Consider the following 23,235-nt stretch of genomic DNA (forward strand, 5'->3'; position numbering starts at 1 on the left):
CAGAAGAGGATATTAATAATGGTTACAAGTGTAAGGACTCAGCCCCCCGTCATAATGCCAGGTATGCAGACCGAGATCAAAACGCAGGCCACGAATCTTGCGGCGAATCTTTCCGCAGTCAGAGAAAGTGCCACAACGACGCTGTCAGGGGAAATTAGAGGCCCGCAACTGGAAGATTTTCCCGCGCTGATCAAACAGGCGAGTCTGGATGCGTTGTTTAAATGCGGGAAAGACGCTGAGGCGTTAAAAGAAGTTTTTACCAATTCAAATAATGTCGCCGGTAAGAAAGCGATAATGGAGTTTGCCGGGCTCTTTCGTTCAGCGCTCAACGCCACCAGTGATTCTCCTGCGGCGAAGACGCTACTGATGAAGGTGGGGGCAGAGTATACCGCGCAAATCATAAAAGATGGCCTGAAAGAAAAGTCAGCTTTTGGGCCATGGCTGCCAGAAACAAAGAAAGCGGAAGCGAAGCTGGAAAACCTGGAAAAGCAGCTGTTAGATATCATCAAAAATAACACTGGCGGTGAATTAAGTAAATTATCGACGAATCTTGTTATGCAGGAGGTGATGCCCTATATTGCCAGCTGCATTGAACATAACTTTGGCTGTACGTTGGATCCGTTAACCCGCAGCAGTCTTACGCAGCTTGTTGACAAAGCGGCGGCGAAGGCGGTTGAGGCGCTTGATATGTGCCACCAAAAATTAACGCAAGAGCAGGGTACCAGCGTAGGACGGGAAGCCCGGCACCTTGAAACGCAAACGTTGATACCCCTGCTGCTACGTAATGTTTTTGCACAAATTCCTGCAGATAAACTGCCTGACCCTAAAATTCCGGAACCTGCGGCTGGACCAGTACCTGATGGTGGGAAAAAAGCAGAACCTACGGGTATTAATATCAATATTAATATTGATAGCAGTAGCCATAGCGTGGATAACAGTAAGCATATTAACAATAGCCGAAGCCATGTCGATAATAGCCAGCGCCATATCGATAATAGCAACCATGATAATAGCCGGAAGACGATTGATAATAGCCGAACATTTATTGATAACAGCCAACGCCATGGCGAGTCACACCATTCGACTAACAGCAGTAACGTAAGTCATAGTCATTCGCGTGTGGATTCGACTACGCATCAAACGGAGACGGCACACAGCGCCAGCACAGGGGCAATTGACCATGGCATCGCGGGTAAAATTGACGTCACGGCTCATGCGACGGCAGAGGCTGTGACCAATTCTTCATCCGAAAGTAAAGATGGAAAGGTGGTCACGTCAGAAAAGGGCACTACGGGTGAAACACCCTCTTTTGATGAAGTTGATGGCGTAACCAGCAAGAACATTATCGGCAAGCCTGTACAGGCCACGGTGCACGGCGTTGATGATAATAAACAGCAAAGCCAGACGGCAGAGATTGTGAATGTGAAGCCGCTTGCCAGTCAACTGGCTGGCGTCGAGAATGTTAAAATCGATACCTTACAATCAGACTCGACGGTAATTACAGGTAATAAAGCCGGTACGACCGATAATGATAATAGCCAGACAGATAAGACTGGCCCATTTTCTGGTTTGAAGTTTAAGCAAAATAGTTTCCTCTCAACAGTACCGAGCGTTACGAATATGCATTCAATGCATTTCGACGCCCGTGAGACGTTTTTGGGGGTGATACGTAAAGCCCTGGAGCCGGATGCCTCTACACCGTTTCCTGTACGCAGAGCGTTTGACGGCTTGCGTGCGGAAATATTACCCAATGACACGATAAAGAGTGCAGCGTTGAAAGCGCAATGTAGCGATATTGACAAGCACCCAGAATTGAAAGCGAAAATGGAGACGCTTAAAGAGGTCATTACTCATCATCCACAAAAAGAAAAACTGGCTGAGATTGCACAGCAGTTTGCCAGAGAGGCGGGGCTGACCAGGCTAAAAGGGGAAACTGACTATGTGTTAAGTAATGTGCTGGACGGCCTTATCGGAGACGGCAGCTGGCGAGCTGGCCCGGCTTACGAGTCATACCTGAATAAACCTGGCGTGGATCGGGTTATTACTACCGTTGATGGCTTGCACATGCAGCGTTAATTAACCGGGAAAGATGCGATGAATATGGATATTGAAGCAAGAGTCAAAAAAGTGATCACCTCCTGTATTGCCGTTGATGTTGATAGTATCAATGGTCAGACCCAGCTGGTTGAGGATCTTTACGCTGACTCATTGGATTTAATTGATATTGTATTTGGTCTTAGTGAGGAGTTTGACATTAGTTGTAATGAAAACGATCTTCCTGATATGACGACCTTTGCGGATATATGTCGTGTTGTTAAAAAAAGTCTTGAGTCCAGGGTGTAGTATTTTTCTCTCGCTCGACAACAATTGAACAAGATTAATTGTTATGAAAATCATCACACATATAGTACCCGGTTCAGGTATGGCTGCAATATATGATGATATTGCTGACAGTTCGCGTTTTGTTATTAAAGGCAAGTTACGTCATGTTGAAAATGATCCGAAGGAGCTGCTGATATGTGTTCCGATGCGTAGTGAATGGCTATTCTACTGGATTAAAGGAGAGAAATATTGCGCCCGGCGATGGGCGCGAAAATGCATCAAAACATCATGTAACCAGATTAAATTTGAAGAAGCAATCTTATAAAAGATATAATTCAAGAGGAAAGTAAATTGCAAGCACACCAGGATATTATCGCTAATATTGGTGAGAAATTGGGTTTACCGCTCACTTTTGACGACAACAATCAGTGCTTATTACTACTCGATAGCGATATTTTTACGTCTATTGAAGCTAAAGATGATATCTGGTTATTGAACGGTATGATTATACCGTTATCGCCTGTTTGTGGCGATTCTATCTGGCGGCAGATTATGGTGATTAATGGTGAACTGGCTGCGAATAATGAAGGTACGTTAGCGTATATTGATGCTGCAGAGACGTTGTTGTTTATACATGCAATTACCGATCTGACAAATACTTACCATATTATATCGCAGCTTGAGTCATTTGTGAATCAGCAGGAAGCGCTCAAAAACATACTGCAGGAATATGCTAAAGTATGAGGAGAGAAAATTGAATAATTTAACGTTGTCTTCGTTTTCAAAAGTTGGTGTGTCGAATGATGCCCGACTTTATATTGCTAAGGAAAATACTGATAAGGCATATGTTGCGCCTGAAAAATTTTCGTCAAAAGTATTAACCTGGCTTGGAAAAATGCCGTTATTTAAAAACACTGAAGTGGTGCAAAAACATACGGAAAATATCAGAGTACAGGACCAAAAGATTTTACAGACATTTCTCCATGCACTAACGGAAAAATATGGGGAAACAGCGGTTAATGACGCACTGTTAATGTCCCGTATAAATATGAACAAACCCCTTACCCAACGTTTAGCAGTGCAGATCACGGAGTGTGTAAAAGCTGCTGACGAAGGGTTTATAAACCTTATTAATAGTAAGGATAATGTTGGTGTCAGGAATGCCGCTTTAGTCATAAAAGGCGGCGATACAAAAGTGGCAGAAAAAAATAACGATGTTGGAGCAGAAAGTAAGCAACCTTTACTCGATATCGCGCTAAAGGGACTTAAAAGAACATTACCGCAACTGGAACAAATGGATGGAAATAGCCTGCGAGAAAACTTCCAGGAGATGGCTTCAGGTAACGGCCCGCTGCGTTCATTAATGACGAATTTACAGAATTTAAATAAAATTCCAGAGGCTAAACAACTTAATGATTATGTTACAACGTTAACAAATATTCAGATAGGAGCAGACAGGTTCTCACAATGGGGAACCTGTGGGGGAGTGGTTGAGAGGTGGATTGATAAAGCCTCTACCCATGAATTAACCCAGGCTGTAAAAAAAATTCACTTTATTGCTAAAGAACTGAAAAACGTTACAGCTGAACTTGAGAAAATAAAAGCCGGCGCGCCAATGCCACAGACGATGAGCGGACCGACACTGGGCCTGGCACGGTTTGCGGTCAGCAGCATTCCAATTAATCAGCAAACCCAGGTGAAACTGAGCGATGGAATGCCTGTGCCAGTGAATACGTTAACTTTTGACGGTAAGCCTGTGGCATTAGCCGGTTCGTACCCAAAAAATACGCCGGATGCGCTGGAAGCGCATATGAAAATGCTTCTTGAAAAAGAATGTTCGTGCCTGGTGGTGTTAACGTCGGAAGATCAGATGCAGGCAAAACAATTACCACCCTATTTCAGAGGGAGCTACACCTTTGGCGAGGTGCATACCAACAGCCAAAAAGTGAGCTCAGCCAGTCAGGGAGGTGCGGTAGACCAATACAATATGCAACTGTCCTGCGGAGAAAAGCAGTATACAATCCCGGTATTACATGTCAAAAATTGGCCAGATCACCAGCCGTTACCGTCTACTAATCAGTTAGAATACCTGGCGGATATTGTGAAAAATAGTAACCAAAATGGCGCGCCGGGGCGTAGTTCATCAGATAAGCATTTACCGATGATTCATTGTCTGGGCGGAGTGGGAAGAACCGGAACGATGGCGGCGGCCCTTGTACTTAAGGATAATCCTCATAGTAATCTGGAGCAGGTACGTGCAGATTTCCGGGATTCACGGAACAATAGAATGCTGGAAGACGCCTCACAGTTTGTACAACTAAAAGCAATGCAAGCCCAGTTGCTTATGACGACGGCAAGCTGATAAAAATATAGCTTACTTTTAGAACTATCTGAAAGTAAGCTATTTCTGTATAATTATTTGTTTACCGCGATAGAAAGTCTTTTGTTTTTCTCTTCTGCTGACATCCCTTTTAATTTTCTGTAATTCTCCCAAATTTTTTTAGCATAACGTTTCCTTATATCCGATCGTTTCGGTGACGTCCCCGCATTATAAGCGCCAACGGCCTCCCAGCTATAACCGTAGATTTTCATCATATCTGATAAAATGGAGGCGCCAACAATGACAGAAATGCAGGGGTCCTGTAACAACTGTTTTTCACTAATCCCCATTTTTTTCAGCCTTTTCATATGGAAGCTGTTAATTTGCATCAGGCCAAGATCGGTTGAACCATCTCGGTTATGACCAATGGCGCCAGGTTTCATCGCCGATTCCTGCTGGGCGATAGCGTAAAGTAGTTCGGATTCAATATTGAACATTTTTTCAGCCTGAAGCCAGCAATCAGCCCATGCTGTATTTATGCTAAGCAACCAGATTACGATGATAAAAAAATAATGCATATCTCCTCTCTCAGATTTTACCGTAATTTAATCAAGCGGGGATCCTGTTTCCATCTTTTGAACCAAATATTGTCTTCGTTTTTAAATTTATTCCACATTTTCTCGGCAATAGCTTCGCCGTGGGCAACCAGCACTAACGGTAATAATCCCGGATTATTATCAATACGCTGTTCGCTTTCCAGAAACTCTCTTATCGTCGGTAAGGCACGCTCACTATTCTGACAGTATTCAGCATAAAGAAGATTAACAGCAATAAGCCCTGTTATTTCCTGCGTGGATATTTCTTTAGTTAATTTTCGTGCCAGTTCATGTTTACCTTTAAGCGAAAGAAACATAACCTGCATACTTAATAATATTGGATTATCCTGCAAATGTTGTGAGCGTAATTCATCGCCTAAACGTATAGCATCATCAATACCGGTATGATAATAGGTAATCCACAGCTTAGTGATCCCTGCGGCTGCGCGCGTTGGATCCAATTTTAAACACTCGTTAATCGTTTGTAAGGCCTCCTCCAACTGACCAGCCATGAAAAGATTCCAGCCATAATAATATTTAATATCTGCAGAGATGGGCGAAAGTAAGTTAGCTTGTTTGAATAGCAAACTCCCGACGATGTATTCTGAATGAATCGTATTAATTAGCCCCAGTAATCCTAAAGCTTGTGGATTATTGTGGTCCAGCTCTGTCGCCTTAATCGCATGTTCTTTAGCTTTGATCATGGCGTTTTGTTTATCAAAAATCCCCATTTGCGCCATGCTGAGGTAGCATTCTGCCAGCGCACAGTAAGGCGCAATGCTGTTTGGCGACATGTTAACGCATTGAGTCAGCAATTTAAGCGCTTGCTGTAAGCTATAGGGGGTGTATTGATTTAACTCATGCTTACCGCGTAAGTAGACCATGGTACTGTCAATCGAATTTAGCTCGCTAATCTGCTTTGTGTCCCAGCGAAGTCCGGGAATACATCTGAGCAAAAGATTCGCAATTTTGTTTTGCAAGAGAGAAGCGGGTTGGTGTTCTATCAACTTAATGCTTTCCTGGTGCAGCAGGTGATAACCTTTAACCCGAACTATCTCGATCTGTACAATATTATCATTGCCATCGGGTATCATCTGCCCGGAGATATAATAATCGGGGCGTAATTGATCCATGAGCTCGAGAATATCCTTAACACTACGGCAGTTCTTCGTAATGGTCACCGGCAGCACGCTCAGGCCAAAGGGCGCATACTGCGATAATCCCTTCACGATAGAGTAATGCAGACTCTCGGATTGAACCTGATCCTGCATCTGAAAAGGAAGTATCGCCAATGTATGAGTCGTAGGTTGCGGCGCTGGCGGAGACACCACTACGACCGGACGATTAAACCGATAGCCCTGTCCGTACAGTGTTTCAATGTAACGATGCTCTTTATCTTCCGACAGAATACGTCGTAAGGCATAAATACAGCGGGTAAGAGATTCTTCGTTAACTTCCGCGTCGCCCCATACCTGGTCCAGTAAGGTGTTTTTACTCACAATCTCGCCGGCGGCTTCGAGCAGGATGACCAGAACGGCATATTCTTTTGGCGGAATATTGACTTTCTTTTCTGAGCGTAGCAGGGAGCCGTCCATGTTGAGTATGAAATCATCAAAGACGAATTTTTTATTCGATACAGGAACAGGATTAAAATGTGGCATGATAATAGTGTATTCTCTTACAGGGTGAAAAGTTATAATAGCTAATACAAGTCGTTAGGATAGAGTCTACTGTTTCAGTAATTCTGCTGTTAGTACTAACGGTCAGGTTGAGCTTTTATTATGAGCTTAATGTCATATTGTACGGGCTCGGGTTTATATGTTTTTAACATTTGATTATTTAGCTTATGCCTGTGCTTTAAATAACTGACATGTTGGTAATAATATTGTTATAACTAACCGTGATTATCGAATGGACGCTGTCGTATATCCTGGAGCAGAGAGTCAGCGCCGGGCATCTAAATATTTACATATTTAACTTGGCCTCATTGCAATAGAGATTAGTTTTGTAGCTATCTTACTGCATTTTTTGGGGGTGTAAATGCTGCTTATTATATCTTCATGGTTAATGGTCTGATAATTACACCATCAGAACCATTTTTCTCGAAGATTTCCACTAAATGACCATTCGTTGGAAGTTTAAGAGTGTAATTTGTCTTAGGTGTCAAAATATAAATGAAAGACTGTTTTTAATGGTGCTCTTATTTTTATATTTTTTTGCAAAATAATGATATCGTCTTTTCTTTACTCCTTTCAGCTATAGCGTCAAAAAGGCAGGGGGGTTATGAGCAGTATCATCCTCAGGCTGGCCCCCAGGCATTATATCGATATCAGGATGAAGAGAAGAGGTATACCTGGCAGAAAGCTAACAAGCGTGACTGTTTCGGTGTAGACCGTTCAGGCAAATAGTTCTCAGAGGGAACGGATGATGTATAAATATGAATAAAATGCCGGCCTTAATCCACAGGGTTAAAGCCGGAAGGAGATAGTGTCATCTGGACGAATTCTTACGCTGTGAATAAGGCAATATCGGTTTACCAGTCATCATAGCGATGACAAGTTCACAAAAATCGTGTTATATAATCAGCCTTACTTTAAATTACCAGAGATATCAGTATAAGCTGTCTTCCGGACAGAACAATGATATTAAATAGCCTCCCATCCTGATATAGCGTGTTAATGCGCAGTCTGAATTTTAAATTATTACAATTTTAATAAAAATATTTACTTGAGTGACAGATACAAAAAATGTTAATGGTTCGCCATTTTTATGAATGTCGATGGCGTAGTTTTAAAATATTTTTTGAAACATTGAATGAAGTAGGACGTGCTGTCATAACCACATTTTAATGCTACAGCATTAACATTATGGTTGCCTATGCGTAAAAGTTTTGCTGCCTGATTCATTCTTGCCGATAAGTAGATGTCGCTAAAGCTGGTACCTTCTTCTGCAAGTTTCCGTTTGAGCGTTGACGTACTCATAAATATATGATCGGCAACATCCGTAAGCTTCCACTGTCTACTGGGTGACGAAGATATAATGTTGTAAACGCGCTCCTTTAACGTTATCTGAGCCGAGCTAAGGATGATCTCATAACTCTCCGGGAGTCGGAGAAAAGCAGTAAGCAGGAACAGCAGAAAATAAGGAATTAACTCTTCATTTTCAATACAACTCTTGTTGTTACAGTTACTGCAACCTTTGCTTGTATCCTTCGTACAGGAGAACGCCGTTTTCAGATGTTCAAATACCTCTCTTCTGGCAGGAAAGTCAGGCGTATAGAAGATTTTCTGCGCTTTCTCTGTGGGTACCGCCATTTTTGTTTGCTGCTCGTTTGGGATAAGTGCATAGAGAGCGCCAAGTCGTTGCGTCGGTATCTCGAGTATATCGAAATCCATGTGGCCATTGACCTCTTCAAGCGTCACGTTAACTACCTGCTCTTTTTTGAGCACCAACATCCCAGGTTCGTCACAGTAAATCGTATCGTGATTATTGCTAATCGTCAGTTTACCGCTCCGAAAGCAAACTAAAGTGAAACTGCTTACATAAAGATTTTTGATGGTAACCTGCTGAGTCTGACTTTTAATTTGCTGCCGGGTATTTGTCAAAAGTGATTTTAATTTCTGTAAGTTATCTGCGGCAGGACGCTGATGACTATTACTTACAAAGGTTACATTTTCCATATTATCCCTTTGTTGATGTTATTTTAATGTTCCTTACTGGTATCCTACTGAAAAAATCTGAGTTGTAAATGCTCTTTATTAGCGTGTGTTGGCAATGGTCTGATTGTTACACCAAAAGAACCCAAATTTGGGTAATTTATCTACAGTAGTTTAAGCCCCAATGGGGATGATGGTTCTTTTAATATGTGTTGAGACGCATTATACAGAATAAATTGATTTTATTTCTCACTTTTCATTCTATTTTCATCAGGAATCCCTGTGTCCTGTGCGGTAATCTGCTGCTATCGAGAACGACAGACATCGCTAACAGTATATATGGAAACATCAAAAGAGAAGACGATAACAAGCCCAGGGCCATACATAGTTCGATTACTTAACAGCTCACTGAACGGCTGTGAGTTTCCATTGCTGACAGGCCGAACACTCTTTGTGGTAGGTCAGAGTGATGCGCTCACTGCTTCAGGCCAACTCCCTGATATACCTGCCGATAGCTTTTTTATCCCGCTGGACCATGGCGGAGTAAATTTTGAAATCCAGGTGGATACGGATGCGACCGAAATTATACTCCATGAGCTGAAAGAAGGAAATTCTGAATCTCGTTCGGTGCAATTAAATACGCCAATACAGGTCGGTGAATTGCTTATCCTGATTCGCCCGGAAAGCGAGCCGTGGGTGCCCGAGCAGCCAGAGAAGTTAGAAACGTCTGCAAAAAAGAACGAGCCGCGTTTTAAAAACGGAATTGTAGCCGCACTGGCCGGGTTTTTTATATTGGGAATTGGGACGGTGGGGACGTTATGGATACTTAACTCGCCGCAGCGGCAGGCCGCAGAGCTCGATTCGTTATTGGGGCAGGAGAAAGAGCGCTTTCAGGTGTTGCCAGGACGGGACAAAATGCTCTATGTCGCTGCGCAAAATGAAAGAGATACGCTGTGGGCTCGCCAGGTTTTAGCGAGGGGCGATTATGATAAAAATGCGCGAGTGATTAACGAAAACGAAGAAAATAAGCGTATCTCTACCTGGCTGGATACCTATTATCCGCAGCTGGCTTATTATCGGCTTCATTTCGATGAGCCGCGTAAACCCGTTTTCTGGCTAAGCCGCCAGCGAAACACGATGAGCAAGAAAGAGCTCGAGGTGTTAAGTCAAAAGCTGAGAGCGCTAATGCCTTACGCGGATTCGGTTAACATCACGTTGATGGACGATGTTACCGCCGCAGGCCAGGCGGAAGCGGGGCTAAAACAGCAGGCGTTACCTTATTCCCGCAGGAATCATAAGGGGGGCGTAACGTTTGTTATTCAGGGGGCGCTTGATGATGTAGAAATACTCAGAGCCCGTCAATTTGTCGATAGCTATTACCGCACATGGGGAGGACGCTATGTGCAGTTTGCGATCGAATTAAAAGATGACTGGCTCAAGGGGCGCTCATTTCAGTACGGGGCGGAAGGTTATATCAAAATGAGCCCAGGCCATTGGTATTTCCCAAGCCCACTTTAATTTAACGCAAATAAGGAAGTCATTATGGCAACACCTTGGTCAGGCTATCTGGATGACGTCTCAGCAAAATTTGATACGGGCGTTCAGGATCTACAAACGCAGGTAACAGATGCGCTGGATAAATTAGCAGCAAAACCCTCCGATCCGGCGCTACTGGCGGCGTATCAGAGTAAGCTCTCGGAATATAACTTGTACCGTAACGCGCAATCGAACACGGTAAAAGTCTTTAAGGATATTGATGCTGCCATTATTCAGAACTTCCGTTAATCAGTTATAAGGTGGATTATGTCGATTGCAACTATTGTCCCTGAGAATGCCGTTATAGGGCAGGCGGTCAATATCAGGTCTATGGAAACGGACATTGTCTCGCTGGATGACCGGCTACTCCAGGCTTTTTCTGGTTCGGCGATTGCCACGGCTGTGGATAAACAGACGATTACCAACAGGATTGAGGACCCTAATCTGGTGACGGATCCTAAAGAGCTGGCTATTTCGCAAGAGATGATTTCAGATTATAACCTGTATGTTTCTATGGTAAGTACCCTTACTCGTAAAGGAGTCGGGGCTGTTGAAACGCTATTACGCTCATGATTCGTCGATATCTATATACCTTTCTGCTGGTAATGACCCTTGCCGGCTGTAAGGATAAGGATCTTTTAAAAGGACTGGACCAGGAACAGGCTAATGAGGTCATTGCCGTTCTGCAAATGCACAATATAGAGGCGAATAAAATTGATAGCGGAAAATTGGGCTATAGCATTACTGTTGCTGAGCCTGATTTTACCGCTGCGGTGTACTGGATTAAAACTTATCAGCTTCCTCCCCGGCCACGGGTGGAAATAGCGCAGATGTTCCCGGCGGATTCGCTGGTATCGTCTCCGCGAGCTGAAAAGGCCAGGTTATATTCGGCTATTGAACAGCGACTGGAACAGTCATTACAGACGATGGAGGGCGTGCTCTCCGCCAGGGTCCATATTAGTTATGATATTGATGCTGGTGAAAATGGCCGTCCGCCAAAACCTGTTCATCTGTCGGCATTAGCCGTATATGAACGAGGTTCGCCGCTTGCGCATCAGATCAGCGATATCAAGCGTTTCTTAAAGAATAGTTTTGCCGATGTGGATTATGACAACATTTCTGTTGTGTTGTCAGAACGTTCTGATGCCCAATTACAGGCTCCCGGCACACCAGTAAAACGTAATTCTTTTGCAACCAGTTGGATTGTGTTGATTATTTTGTTATCCGTGATGTCAGCAGGCTTTGGCGTCTGGTATTACAAAAACCATTATGCCCGCAATAAGAAAGGCATAACGGCTGATGATAAGGCGAAATCGTCAAATGAATAGGCAGCCATTACCCATTATCTGGCAAAGAATCATTTTTGATCCGTTATCGTATATCCATCCTCAGCGGTTGCAGATAGCGCCGGAAATGATTGTCAGACCCGCCGCCAGGGCGGCGGCAAATGAGTTAATACTGGCGGCATGGCGGCTTAAGAACGGAGAAAAGGAGTGTATTCAAAACTCACTGACGCAGCTGTGGCTGCGTCAGTGGCGCCGACTGCCGCAAGTAGCGTATTTACTCGGTTGCCATAAACTGAGAGCCGATCTGGCAAGGCAGGGAGCCTTGCTTGGCCTGCCGGATTGGGCGCAAGCATTTTTGGCAATGCATCAGGGAACAAGTTTATCTGTCTGCAATAAGGCGCCGAATCACCAGTTTTTACTTAGCGTCGGGTATGCACAGTTAAATGCCCTGAATGAATTTTTACCTGAATCTTTAGCACAGCGTTTTCCTTTGCTTTTTCCTCCATTTATTGAGGAGGCATCGAAGCAGGATGCTGTAGAAATGTCAATTTTGCTACTGGCCTTACAATATGCTCAAAAATATCCCAATTCCGTCCCCGCTTTCGCCTGTTGAGGGGATACTGATAAAGCGTAAAACGCTGGAACGTTATTTCTCTATTGAAAGATTAGAACAGCAGGCGCATCAACGGGCTAAGCGTATTTTGCGAGAGGCGGAAGAAGAGGCAAAGACCTTGCGGATGTACGCCTATCAGGAAGGTTACGAGCAGGGAATGATAGACGCGTTACAGCAGGTCGCCGCTTATCTTACTGATAATCAGACAATGGCCTGGAAGTGGATGGAAAAAATACAGATTTATGCCCGCGAGTTATTTTCAGCTGCGGTCGACCATCCCGAAACGCTTTTAACCGTCCTGGATGAGTGGCTAAGGGATTTCGATAAGCCTGAGGGGCAACTTTTTTTAACACTACCAGTTAACGCGAAAAAAGATCACCAAAAACTGATGGTGTTGCTTATGGAGAACTGGCCAGGCACTTTTAATCTTAAATATCATCAGGAACAGCGCTTTATCATGAGTTGCGGCGATCAGATCGCAGAATTTTCACCTGAACAATTTGTTGAAACGGCAGTAGGCGTCATTAAGCATCATCTTGATGAACTTCCACAAGACTGCCGGACAATTTCTGATAACGCCATTAACGCACTTATTGATGAATGGAAGACAAAAACGCAAGCATTGTAAAATGGAGGTTATAAGGTGATACCGGGTACGATTCCGACTTCTTATTTGGTCCCGACAGCGGATACTGAAGCGACGGGTGTGGTTTCGTTGAGTGCCAGGGCCGCTATGCTGAATAATGTGGATAGCGCGCCTTTAAGCAATGGCGGCGACGTTGATCTTTATGATGCATTCTACCAACGACTTTTGGCGCTTCCTGAGTCAGCCTCTTCTGAAACGCTTAAAGATAGCATTTATCAGGAGATGAATGCCTTCAAAGATCCTAAAAGTGGTGATTCGGCTTTTGTTTCTTTTGAGCAGCAAACGGCTATGCTACAAAACATGTTAGCAAAAGTTGAACCGGGCACTCATTTATATGAGGCTTTAAACGGGGTATTAGTTGGTACAATGAATGCGCAGTCACAAATGACCTCCTGGATGCAGGAGATTATTTTATCGGGCGGGGAAAACAAAGAGGCAATTGACTGGTGAACCCCCCATTGCTGGCGATTTGTGATAAGGTATGGTGTATATATTAGCAAATAATGCAGAAAATGCACCATGCCAGTGTATCTATCTTATTGATGTATATGGATTATTAAGGTGTCTATCAGGCGTTTTATTCTGAAATGATTATATTAATATTGTAAGCTTCCATTACAAAATTGTGCATAAAGTTTGTAAGAGTATCTTTTTGTGACGAAATGAACGCGCGTTGGAATGTAATTATTGGCTATAATAATAAAAAAATCGGATTTAAATCATCTCTGTGAGTTTTAATTATTTGTTTATAAGAATATAACGATTTTGAGTTCCTTATAGCACACAGGATAAAATATGGTATTGCCTTCAATGAATAAATCAGTTGAGGCCATTAGCAATAATCACCTTCAACAGCCGAACAAATTTCCATTAATAAATGGATTAGCTGACGTAAGAGACTATTATGTCGCAAACTGCTTATTATTTAAACTTAATAAAGGCAGTTTGCGAATTGAAAACGAATTTGGGGAGTTCATCGAACAATCTGCGCCGTGTTTATTTTTATTGGAAAAAGATCAAACAATCACTCTTAGTATGAGCGAAATAGAAGGGCATATTGATTTTTCTTCACTGGAAGTTTCCTATGACTTAATGCAAAAATTCTACAAAGTTTTTTACAGTACAAGAAACTATAATGATCGAGAGCTATCATTAAAAACGAAACCAAAGTATTTTTTTCATGCGGACTTGTTGCCAGGGATGAGTGATACTTTTGACTCTATTTTGCATGGTGTGGCATGTCCACGGGTTTGTAGTAACGTGAGTATTGATGATCATGATTATTCATATTTCTCATTGATGTATCTTATATCGGCATTTGTACGTAAGCCCGGTGGGTTTGACTTCCTTGAGCGAGCAATAAAAATTACGACAAAAGAGAAAGTTTATAACATTATTATCAGCGATCTCACCCGCAAATGGTCACAGGCTGAGGTGGCAGGAAAGCTGTTTATGAGCGTATCAAGTCTGAAGCGAAAACTGGCCGCTGAAGAGGTGAGTTTTAGCAAAATATACCTGGATGCTCGTATGAATCAGGCTATAAAATTATTACGTATGGGGGCTGGAAATATTTCACAAGTCGCGACGATGTGTGGCTATGATACGCCTTCTTATTTTATCGCTATTTTTAAACGGCATTTTAAGATTACACCGCTTAGCTTTATGCGTACGATGAACCATTGATTTGTGAAATTATTTTAAACGTTACTATCTGTTTGCGTTACAGATACCAAATATTTTTTTAATCGTAGTGTATATTTCAGTATCGCTACACCAGTGATATATAGTTAATGAAAGGGAATCGAAAGCGTTCATTGTCAGACATACATGGCCGCCAGGCGCCGGGCAATGGTTGTACTCTAAGAGATTACAGTAAAGTAAAACAGCAAATTTAATCATTATCAGATTTGTAAAAGGAATTCATTTCGGTAACGACATTGCGCATGTAATAACGTATCTGGTCTTATTACCTTTGTAGTAAGAAGGCGTTATCTACTTGCGCAGTAGTCGCCCAGGAAGAAAAATCATTACCGAAGCTGTGGTCAGTTTTCAAAAAAGGATAAATAAATGAGAAATGTAATTATATACGGTATTAACTGGACTAATTGTTATGCCCTTCAGTCTATTTTTAAGCAAAAATATCCGGAAAAGTGCGTTAAAACGTGTAACTCATTAACCGCACTTTTGCATTCTCTATCCGATATGCCGGACGCCGGGCTGATTTTAGCTTTGAACCCGCATGAGCATGTTTATCTTTTTCATGCGTTGCAAACGCGGTTGCAGAACCGTAAAGTTTTGGTAGTGGCAGATCGCTTGTATTATATCGATCGCTGTGTGCTGCAATATTTTGGCGTTATGGATTATGTTTTAAAAGACGAACTATCCTGCGCTATCCGCTCGGATCGAGAGAAGCTACGTCTTCCGGAAGCCTGGCTGCGTTTCTGCCACAGGCCACAAAAGAAAACCGTGGCTGCTACGTATGCTTTTAATGCCGGCGAGACGCCGGAAGAGGTATTGTTTAATATCAATCAATACGCCTGGTGGAATCTACCTCCCGGCGTCACTCAGGCGAAATATGCGCTGCTGATATTATTATCCTCCGGACATCCGGCAATTGAACTGGCGAAAAAATTTGGTCTGGGAACAAAAACCGTCAGTATTTATCGTAAGAAGGTTATGTATCGTTTGGGGATGGACTCTTCACCGCTATCGCTGTTCCGGGGGCTGAAACTAGACGCGCATTTACAGCGCACTGCTTTTGCACATAACCCTGGTGTACCTGACGATAATTGCGCGTTACCGATTGCGGTAGGAATGAATTAAACTATTTTTTATCATTTATGACCATGTGTTGAGCTTTTATTATAAAAAAGATTTTTTGAGTAGTAATTCGTATATATAATCATCCGGAGGTGGTTGGTAGCCTGGCTCAATCATTGAGGCATATTTTTGCAGGCAATATATTGAATCTGAAAAGTTAAAGATGATATTTTCGGTGCAGGAGCTATCATGTGAAGGGAAAAGTATGCTAAGTCCTACGACTCGTAATATGGGGGCGAGTTTATCGCCTCAGCCTGACGTCAGCGGGGAGCTAAACACCGAAGCATTGACCTGTATTGTTGAGCGTCTGGAAAGTGAAATTATAGATGGCAGCTGGATTCATATCAGTTACGAGGAAACCGATCTCGAAATGATGCCTTTTCTTGTTGCACAGGCCAATAAGAAGTATCCAGAGTTAAATCTTAAATTTGTTATGTCAGTCCATGAGCTTGTTTCCTCTATAAAGGAGACCAGAATGGAAGGCGTTGAATCTGCCCGATTTCTCGTAAATATGGGAAGTTCAGGTATCCATATTTCAGTCGTCGATTTTAGAGTTATGGACGGAAAGACATCGGTGATTTTGTTCGAACCAGCAGCGTGTAGCGCTTTTGGACCTGCTTTACTGGCGTTGAGGACCAAAGCAGCTCTTGAACGTGAACAACTGCCTGATTGTTATTTTGCTATGGTCGAGCTGGACATTCAACGAAGCTCTTCTGAATGCGGTATTTTTAGCCTGGCGCTCGCCAAAAAACTTCATCTTGAATTTATGAACTTAGTAAAAATTCATGAAGATAATATTTGTGAACGTCTGTGTGGTGAGGAACCTTTTCTCCCGTCTGATAAAGCAGACCGTTATCTGCCGGTGAGTTTTTACAAACATACTCAAGGCGTACAACGATTAAATGAATATGTGCAGGCCAATCCGGCGGCGGGAAGCAGTATAGTAAACAAAAAGAATGAAACGCTTTATGAGCGATTCGATAACAATGCCGTTATGCTAAACGATAAAAAACTCTCTATATCCGCTCATAAAAAAAGGATAGCTGAATATAAGTCTTTACTTAAACCGTAATGAAATTATAAGGTTGCCTGCCAGAGAAAATACTTCCAGCGCCATAAGACTACTCTATATTATGACCGTATGTTTCCTGAATAGCAGGCAAAAAAGTGTTAACCTTGCGCCTCTGGTACGATTTCATTACGCCTGTCACGCCATGTTGCGTAAATAAATACCGCAATAAACACGATGGCAAATAATACCACGATGGTCGGCGCTGGCGCGCTATCAAGATAAAAAGACAGATAGACGCCCGCAAAAGCGGTAATAACTGACAGACTCACCGCTAATCCCAGCGCGCGCGCAAAGCGTCGCGTCAGCAAAATGGCAATTGCGCCGGGGGCGATAAGTAGTGAGATCGACAGAATAATGCCCACCGATTTCAGCGTGGCGACGATAGTCAGCGCAATCATACATAGCAGGCCATAATGCAGTAGCGTGGTATTCAGCCCGCTGGCTTTCGCCTGGTGCGGGTCAAAAGCGTGTAGCAGGAGATCTTTCCATTTCAGCCCTATGATTAACGCAATACCCAGTGCAATAACCGACGTTTGTACGATATCCCCCAGCGATACGCCCAGCATATCCCCAAACAGGATGTGATCCAGATGCACTTCCGATTGAATAGAAACATAGAGCACCAGACCTGCGCCAAACATCCCGGAAAAGACGATGCCCATCACCGTATCACGCTTGATGCGGCTGTTATCGTCCAGATAACCAGTCGCGATAGCGCAAAATAATCCGGCAATGAAAGCGCCAATCGCCAGGGGGATCCCCACAATATATGCCAGCACGACCCCGGGGAATACCGCATGACTCATTGCGTCGCCCATTAACGCCCAGCCTTTTAACACTAAAAACACGGACAGCAAGGCGCAGGGAATCGCTACAATGACCGAAACCATAAGGGCGTTCACCATAAAATCAAACTGAAAGGGTTCCAGTAACGTTGTTAAGAACATGTCGGCTCCTTCTGCAGGCGGGCGCGTCGACGGTTGGCTAACAGACCGTGTTTCGGGGCGAAAATAAAGGCCGTGATGAACAGTAAGGTTTGCATGACGACAATAATTCCGCCAGTGGCGCCATCCAGCCAGTAGCTAAGCCATGCGCCCAGAAAACTGGTCAGGCTGCCAATCACGACGGCAATCATGAGCAGACGTGGAAAACGGTCGGTGAGTAACCAGGCCGTCGCGCCCGGCGTGACGACGAGACAGATCACCAGGAACGCCCCAACGGTTTGCAGGGCCGCCACGGTGGAGACGGACAATAGAGTGAAAAACAACAGCTTTAGTCGACCCGGATTAAGCCCGATAGAACGCGCATGGGTTTCATCGAAAAAGACGACCATCAGATCTTTCCACTTTAACAGCAGAATCGTCAGCGAGACTGCGCCGATAATCGCCAGTTGCGCAATATCCGCTGGCGCGATCGCCAGCACGTTGCCGAGAATAATCGTCTGGATATTCACCGACATCGGATTGAGCGACACCATAAAAAGGCCGACGCCAAAAAAAGAGGAGAAGATAAGCCCGATAATCGCGTCTTCTTTCAGGCGTGAGCGTTGGTTAAGAAAGAGCATACTGCCTGCCGCCAGTCCGCCGGAAAGAAACGCGCCGAGCGAGAAGGGCAGCCCTAACATCCAGGCGCCAGCGACGCCAGGCACAATAGAGTGAGATAGCGCATCGCCAATGAGCGACCAGCCTTTGAGCATCAAATAGCAGGAGAGAAACGCGCACAGACCGCCCACCATCGCGGAGACCCACATCGCGTTGAGCATATACTGGTAGCCAAACGGCTCAACAAGCCAGTTCATGACGATTTTCCTCCGCTGGCCACGCGCCGGGAAATAAAGGGGCGCTCGTCATCGGTGATGATGTGCTCTTCACCTCCGCTTAACGCGATATGACGTAGAACGCCGCTAAACGCCTGTTCCAGATTCGCGGCGGTAAACGTGGTTTCGGTAGGGCCGCTGGCCAGTACGGTTCCTTTAATCATTACCGTATAGTCGCAAAACTCGGTGACGGAGCCGAGATTATGCGTTGAGACCAGCATCGTGCGGCCTTCATCGCGCAGTTCCCGCAGTAGATCGATGATTCGCGCTTCGGTTTTTACATCCACGCCGGTAAAAGGTTCATCCAACAGGATTACCTGTCCATCCTGAGCGATGGCCCTGGCAAGAAACACACGTTTTTTCTGCCCGCCGGACAGCTCGCCAATCTGCCTGTGACGATATTCTTGCATATCCACCCGCGCCAGCGCGGCGTCAACACAGGCGTGATCATGCGCTGTGGGACGGCGTAGCCAGCCCATATGGCCGTAGCGTCCCATCATCACCACATCTTCTACCAGCACCGGAAATGACCAGTCCACTTCTTCCGATTGCGGAACATAAGCAATGAGGTTTTTTTTCAGCGCCTTGTTGACTGACTGTTGCAGGATAGTGATATCGCCCTGCGCAAGATGCACAAAGCCCATTAACGCTTTAAATAACGTAGACTTACCGGAGCCATTTACGCCTACCAGCGCGGCGATTGAACCGCCAGGCACCTGAAAAGTGGCGTCCCGTAGGGCGGTATGACCGTTGCGATACGTCACCGTGACTTGATCAACGGTAATCGCAGATTGACTCATTGTTGACTCCTCAGTCCGTCGTTAATGCCGTTGACGATGGTTTCGGTCGTGACGCGCAGCAGATCCAGATAGGTTGGCACAGGGCCGTCAGCGGCGCTCAGAGAATCGACATACAGCACGCCGCCATAATGCGCGCCGGATTCACGCGCGACCTGACGGGCCGGTTTATCGGAAACCGTACTCTCGCTAAAGATGGCGGGAATATGGTGCTTTTTAATGGTATCAATCACTTTACGCACCTGTTTTGGCGTCCCCTGTTGATCGGCGTTAATTGGCCAGAGATAAAGCTCTTTCATGTCGTTATCGCGCGCCAGGTAAGAGAACGCGCCTTCACTGGTGACCAGCCAGCGCTGATCGGCGGGAATTTTTTCCAGCTCGGCACGCAACGGATCGGCCATCTGGCGAATTTTCGCTTTATAGCGTTCGGCGTTTTGCTTATAGATCTGCGCATTATCCGGATCGTACTTCACCAGGGCGTCGCGAATGTTATCGACATAAATCAGCGCGTTTTCTGCCGACATCCAGGCGTGCGGGTTCGGTTTACCGTTATACGGGCCTTCGGTAATGCCCATCGGTTTGACGCCGGTGGAGACGACGACTTCCGGTACGCCGGAAAGGTGCTGATAAAAGCGGGCGAACCATCGCTCCAGGTTCAGACCATTCGCGAGGATAAGCTGTGCCCCCTGCGCTCGTTTAATATCGCCGGGCGTTGGCTGATACTCATGGATTTCAGCGCCGGGCTTGGTAATTGAGCTGACTTCCGCTGCGTCGCCCGCCACGTTTTTCGCCATGTCGGCAATAACGGTAAACGTGGTGATGACTTTAAATTTCTCTTTTGCATAGGCTGGCGATAGCGCGAGTATCGCGACAATACCGGCAATCAGGAGTGTTTTCAGACGATGTAGATTCGTCATAGTATCCCTCGCAACAATGTGGTTAATTAATCATCGAATATAGCCTTTGCTATGTTATATAGCACAAGGCATGAATAAATGAAAATAATTCTTATTTGCGAAATGGCGACGATATGCAGTGATAGTGCTAAAGAGGGATAAGGTGTAAAATAAATACACCTTAATGTTCGGAGAGAGCACGATGCCTGGTAAACGTATCGCTCGTGAAAAACTGACGATCAAAAAAATGATCGCGCTGTATGAAAGCCAGTGCCCACAGGCGTCAGCGGTGCAGGGGCATTACGAGGCGCTGTTCGCCTACGCGCAAAAACGTCTTGATAAATGCGTATTTGGCGAGGAAAAACCCGCCTGTAAGCAGTGCCCGGTGCACTGCTATCAGCCGGCTAAACGCGAGGAGATGAAGCAGATTATGCGTTGGGCAGGTCCGCGAATGCTTTGGCGGCATCCTGTCCTGACCGTGCGGCACCTTATCGACGATAAGCGCCCCGTTCCGGAATTGCCGGAAAAATATCAGCGCAAGAAGTGAAGGGGAAGCGCCAGGCCTACGGCGCGCATCATCTCCAGGCCGGATCAGATCCGGCAACCCGTTACGCTAACGCGTCTTTATCAATACCCAATCGCTTCATACGCGACAGCAGGGTGGTTCGTTTAAGCCCCAGACGCTGCGCCGCGCCTTTTGGTCCAGCCACTACGCCATTGGTCTCTTTCAGCACGCGTATAATAAGCTGATATTCATCTTCGCCTTCTTTGGCGCTTTCAGTCGCAACAGGCGAGGTATCGGGCGTTACGGCGGTAATATCCGGCAGCGACAGTTGTAGCACATTGCCGCGCGTCAGCAGCACGGCGCGCTCGACGACATTCTCCAGCTCGCGAACGTTCCCCGGCCATTCCATGCTGCTGAGCGTGCGCAGCGTTTCGGCGGGAATGCTGTCGATATTACGCCCCATTCGGCGGGCGATTTTGAAAGTGAACGCTTTGACCAGCAGTGGAATATCTTCCGGACGTTCGCGTAACGGAGGAAGCTGGATCGGAAATACATTCAGCCGATAGTAGAGATCGTTACGGAATTCGCGATCGGCGACCATTTTTTTCAGATCGCGGTTAGTCGCGGCGATCAGCCGCACGTCGGTCTGGATCAGTTTATTGCTGCCGAGACGTTCAAACTCTTGCTCCTGAAGGACACGCAGCAGCTTAGGCTGTAGCTCCAGCGGCATGTCGCCCACTTCATCCAGAAACAGCGAGCTTTTATCCGCCAGCTCGAAACGGCCAATCCGCTGCGCGCTGGCGCCGGTAAACGCGCCGCGCTCATGACCAAACAAATCGCTTTCCAGCAGCCCCGCCGGCATCGCGGCGCAGTTCATCTTTACCATCCTGCGCCCGCTACGTCCGCTCAGGTTGTGAATGGCGCGGGCAATCAACTCCTTACCGGTTCCCGTTTCGCCCAGAATCAGTACGGTACTGTCGCTCTGCGCCACCATCTCAACCTGCTTTAGCACGTTGTACATCGCTTCGCTGCGTCCGATGATCTCGCCAAACTCGCTGTCGACGTTATTAAGCTGCTCCGTGAGCGCCAGATTTTCGTCGACCAGGCGTTCCTTCAGACGGTGGATTTCCTGATAGGCCAGCGCATTATCCACGGCAATGGCTACCCGTTCGGCAATCTGACGCAGCAGCTTGAGGTTGGCGGTGGTAAACACTTTTTCTTCGCACTGGGCCAGTTTGAGCACGCCAAGCATCGTCTTGCCGGACATCAACGGCAGCAGGCAAAGCGTCTGGATCTGATTGCCCCAGGTATCGAACAGCATGCGTTCGTAGGGGGCAAGCGGATCGCGTTCGTTGAGGTTGATAAGCAGCATCTCTTTACTTTTAAAGACGCGCTCCGTGAGCGTGCCGGCTTCGTCGACTTCGCTCTGTTCGTGCGCCGGATGATGCTCATCAAGGTAGTGGGTGGAGTAGATATTCAGCTTATTTTTGCGATGACTGCGCAACACGATGCTGATCGCGTCGATATTGAAATAGTGGTGGATCTCTTTTGCGACTTCGCTTACCAGCTCATCAATATCCAGACGCGACAGGACGGCGTTGGTGATCGCAACCAGAATACGGAAGTTATCGCGTTCGCGGCACAACAGATCATAATCGACGTTATTGTTTACCCGGTTTTGTATTTGCTCGGCGACCACGCCGACAATTTGGGTAAACGTATGCAGACGGTCATATTCCTTTTCACTCCAGGGGCGATCTTCCTGACGGATGAATTCGCAGCCGCCGAAAATACGGCCCTCCGCGGCTAAAGGAAGCAGACAGTAATGACCAAATTCAGGGTAGAGGCCGCTCGCGGCAAGCTGCGGCCAGGTTTCGGTAAACTCATGGAAATTACAGTGCAATGCATCGGGGCGAGAAAGGATGCGACGTACCGGGCCGTGCGCCAGTACGGTTTCATCTTCATATTCAACAGGACGGCCATTTTCTCGCGTCGCATAATATTGTGCGCGTTGCGACTGCGCCTGCCATAGCACAATGCCGGCGCTGTCGGCGAGCGCTGAACGCTTTACCAGATGCGAAAGCGCTTCACTGAGCGACGCCAAATCGGGCTGCTGCAATAAGGTACGAGTGATATCGAACAAGCCTTGCTGTCCAAGATCGCTCATGGGTGTATACGACATGTTGCTTTTCCAGGAAAATACCGCAAAACGGTGCGAAAACGGTAAATGAATTATAGGTATAAGTCGTAAGTTATTGCCGGATGGCTGACCGCAAACTCGCTGGTCACACACTCCGTAGGCCTGATAAGCAAAGCGCCATCAGGCGTTAATGCAGCGTTAATGCCGGATGTCG

Annotated in this window: 24 protein-coding genes; 16 read left to right on the forward strand and 8 right to left on the reverse strand. The window is 45.7% G+C overall.

All coding sequences use genetic code 11. The features are described 5' to 3' along the window. The first annotated feature begins 18 nt into the window (after positions 1-18). Genes sipA through sptP form a run of 5 tightly spaced genes read left to right on the forward strand, consistent with a single transcriptional unit; the run spans position 19 to position 4,684 of the window. Positions 19-2,076 (forward strand): SPI-1 type III secretion system effector SipA, encoded by a 2,058-nt coding sequence (gene sipA, locus ACLJQD_RS02615; RefSeq protein ID WP_017441143.1) that lies wholly within the window; start codon positions 19-21, stop codon positions 2,074-2,076. An 18-nt stretch (positions 2,077-2,094) separates the two neighbouring features. Next, positions 2,095-2,343 (forward strand): acyl carrier protein, encoded by a 249-nt coding sequence (locus ACLJQD_RS02620; protein ID WP_017441144.1) that lies wholly within the window; start codon positions 2,095-2,097, stop codon positions 2,341-2,343. Positions 2,344-2,386: 43 nt separating this feature from the next. After that, a complete protein-coding gene (locus tag ACLJQD_RS02625; protein WP_072103491.1) occupies positions 2,387-2,647 on the forward strand; it encodes a hypothetical protein in 261 nt (86 codons plus the stop codon). A 26-nt stretch (positions 2,648-2,673) separates the two neighbouring features. Further along, on the forward strand, positions 2,674-3,066 hold the full coding sequence (gene sicP / locus ACLJQD_RS02630; RefSeq protein ID WP_001147851.1) for a chaperone SicP: 393 nt from the start codon (positions 2,674-2,676) through the stop codon (positions 3,064-3,066). Beyond that, positions 3,053-4,684: an SPI-1 type III secretion system effector GTPase-activating protein SptP gene (gene sptP, locus ACLJQD_RS02635; protein ID WP_017441146.1), complete on the forward strand. Its 1,632-nt coding sequence runs from the start codon at positions 3,053-3,055 to the stop codon at positions 4,682-4,684. The genes sicP and sptP overlap by 14 nt, the downstream gene beginning before the upstream one ends. A 53-nt stretch (positions 4,685-4,737) precedes the next feature. On the opposite strand, the gene iagB is transcribed toward sptP, so the two are convergent. The 3 genes from iagB to hilD form a co-directional block, all read right to left on the reverse strand. Further along, entirely contained in the window at positions 4,738-5,220 is a 483-nt protein-coding gene (gene iagB, locus ACLJQD_RS02640; RefSeq protein ID WP_000558930.1) for an SPI-1 type III secretion system invasion protein IagB, read from the reverse strand. Between the two features lie 17 nt (positions 5,221-5,237). After that, the gene (gene hilA, locus ACLJQD_RS02645) at positions 5,238-6,899 is read right to left on the reverse strand and encodes a transcriptional regulator HilA (protein WP_001120085.1); all 1,662 of its coding nucleotides are present in this window, start codon (positions 6,897-6,899) and stop codon (positions 5,238-5,240) included. A 1,089-nt stretch (positions 6,900-7,988) separates the two neighbouring features. Further along, positions 7,989-8,918: a transcriptional regulator HilD gene (hilD, locus tag ACLJQD_RS02650; RefSeq protein WP_000432699.1), complete on the reverse strand. Its 930-nt coding sequence runs from the start codon at positions 8,916-8,918 to the stop codon at positions 7,989-7,991. Positions 8,919-9,233: 315 nt separating this feature from the next. On the opposite strand from hilD, the gene prgH reads away from it, so the two are divergent. The 10 genes from prgH (at position 9,234) to avrA (ending at position 16,867) form a co-directional block, all read left to right on the forward strand. Then, positions 9,234-10,412, forward strand: coding sequence for a type III secretion system inner membrane ring protein PrgH (gene prgH / locus ACLJQD_RS02655; protein ID WP_000450196.1), 1,179 nt, complete (start codon positions 9,234-9,236; stop codon positions 10,410-10,412). Positions 10,413-10,436: 24 nt separating this feature from the next. Continuing rightward, positions 10,437-10,679, forward strand: a complete 243-nt coding sequence (gene prgI / locus ACLJQD_RS02660) for a type III secretion system needle filament protein PrgI (protein WP_000235229.1) — start codon at positions 10,437-10,439, stop codon at positions 10,677-10,679. Positions 10,680-10,697: 18 nt separating this feature from the next. Next, positions 10,698-11,003 (forward strand): type III secretion system inner rod protein PrgJ, encoded by a 306-nt coding sequence (gene prgJ, locus ACLJQD_RS02665; protein ID WP_000020431.1) that lies wholly within the window; start codon positions 10,698-10,700, stop codon positions 11,001-11,003. Then, positions 11,000-11,758: a type III secretion system inner membrane ring lipoprotein PrgK gene (gene prgK, locus ACLJQD_RS02670; protein ID WP_000621238.1), complete on the forward strand. Its 759-nt coding sequence runs from the start codon at positions 11,000-11,002 to the stop codon at positions 11,756-11,758. The genes prgJ and prgK overlap by 4 nt, the downstream gene beginning before the upstream one ends. Continuing rightward, complete coding sequence (gene orgA, locus ACLJQD_RS02675) at positions 11,730-12,329, forward strand: oxygen-regulated invasion protein OrgA (RefSeq protein ID WP_077907222.1); 600 nt, start codon at positions 11,730-11,732, stop codon at positions 12,327-12,329. Before prgK ends, orgA begins: the two co-directional genes overlap by 29 nt. Further along, positions 12,286-12,957, forward strand: a complete 672-nt coding sequence (gene orgB / locus ACLJQD_RS02680) for a type III secretion system linker protein OrgB (RefSeq protein WP_000916655.1) — start codon at positions 12,286-12,288, stop codon at positions 12,955-12,957. Before orgA ends, orgB begins: the two co-directional genes overlap by 44 nt. A 15-nt stretch (positions 12,958-12,972) precedes the next feature. After that, a complete protein-coding gene (locus ACLJQD_RS02685) occupies positions 12,973-13,425 on the forward strand; it encodes a type III secretion system effector protein OrgC (protein WP_000612177.1) in 453 nt (150 codons plus the stop codon). 345 nt (positions 13,426-13,770) lie between these two features. Continuing rightward, positions 13,771-14,658 carry an invasion transcriptional regulator HilC gene (hilC, locus tag ACLJQD_RS02690; protein ID WP_000243998.1) on the forward strand — a complete coding sequence of 296 codons (888 nt, stop codon included), beginning with the start codon at positions 13,771-13,773 and terminating at the stop codon, positions 14,656-14,658. A gap of 384 nt (positions 14,659-15,042) precedes the next feature. Next, entirely contained in the window at positions 15,043-15,798 is a 756-nt protein-coding gene (sprB, locus tag ACLJQD_RS02695; protein ID WP_017441148.1) for a transcriptional regulator SprB, read from the forward strand. 160 nt (positions 15,799-15,958) lie between these two features. After that, positions 15,959-16,867, forward strand: coding sequence for a type III secretion system YopJ family effector AvrA (gene avrA, locus ACLJQD_RS02700; RefSeq protein ID WP_077907223.1), 909 nt, complete (start codon positions 15,959-15,961; stop codon positions 16,865-16,867). A 98-nt stretch (positions 16,868-16,965) separates the two neighbouring features. Here the strand turns inward: avrA and sitD are convergent, their stop codons facing one another. Genes sitD through sitA form a run of 4 tightly spaced genes read right to left on the reverse strand, consistent with a single transcriptional unit; the run spans position 16,966 to position 20,397 of the window. Beyond that, positions 16,966-17,814, reverse strand: coding sequence for an iron/manganese ABC transporter permease subunit SitD (sitD, locus tag ACLJQD_RS02705; RefSeq protein ID WP_000480209.1), 849 nt, complete (start codon positions 17,812-17,814; stop codon positions 16,966-16,968). Beyond that, positions 17,805-18,665 carry an iron/manganese ABC transporter permease subunit SitC gene (gene sitC / locus ACLJQD_RS02710; RefSeq protein WP_001104336.1) on the reverse strand — a complete coding sequence of 287 codons (861 nt, stop codon included), beginning with the start codon at positions 18,663-18,665 and terminating at the stop codon, positions 17,805-17,807. Before sitC ends, sitD begins: the two co-directional genes overlap by 10 nt. After that, the gene (gene sitB / locus ACLJQD_RS02715; protein ID WP_000083153.1) at positions 18,662-19,483 is read right to left on the reverse strand and encodes an iron/manganese ABC transporter ATP-binding protein SitB; all 822 of its coding nucleotides are present in this window, start codon (positions 19,481-19,483) and stop codon (positions 18,662-18,664) included. The genes sitC and sitB overlap by 4 nt, the downstream gene beginning before the upstream one ends. Further along, a complete protein-coding gene (gene sitA / locus ACLJQD_RS02720) occupies positions 19,480-20,397 on the reverse strand; it encodes an iron/manganese ABC transporter substrate-binding protein SitA (protein WP_000182930.1) in 918 nt (305 codons plus the stop codon). Before sitA ends, sitB begins: the two co-directional genes overlap by 4 nt. A gap of 181 nt (positions 20,398-20,578) precedes the next feature. Here sitA and ACLJQD_RS02725 point away from each other — a divergent pair, with 181 nt between their 5' ends. Further along, entirely contained in the window at positions 20,579-20,923 is a 345-nt protein-coding gene (locus ACLJQD_RS02725) for a nitrous oxide-stimulated promoter family protein (protein ID WP_001117944.1), read from the forward strand. A 61-nt stretch (positions 20,924-20,984) separates the two neighbouring features. Here the strand turns inward: ACLJQD_RS02725 and flhA are convergent, their stop codons facing one another. Continuing rightward, positions 20,985-23,063, reverse strand: coding sequence for a formate hydrogenlyase transcriptional activator FlhA (gene flhA / locus ACLJQD_RS02730; protein ID WP_001728891.1), 2,079 nt, complete (start codon positions 23,061-23,063; stop codon positions 20,985-20,987). Positions 23,064-23,235: the final 172 nt, after the last annotated feature.

It is taken from the genome of Salmonella sp. SAL04214, from assembly GCF_046550615.1.
GTDB classification, from domain to species: domain Bacteria; phylum Pseudomonadota; class Gammaproteobacteria; order Enterobacterales; family Enterobacteriaceae; genus Salmonella; species Salmonella enterica.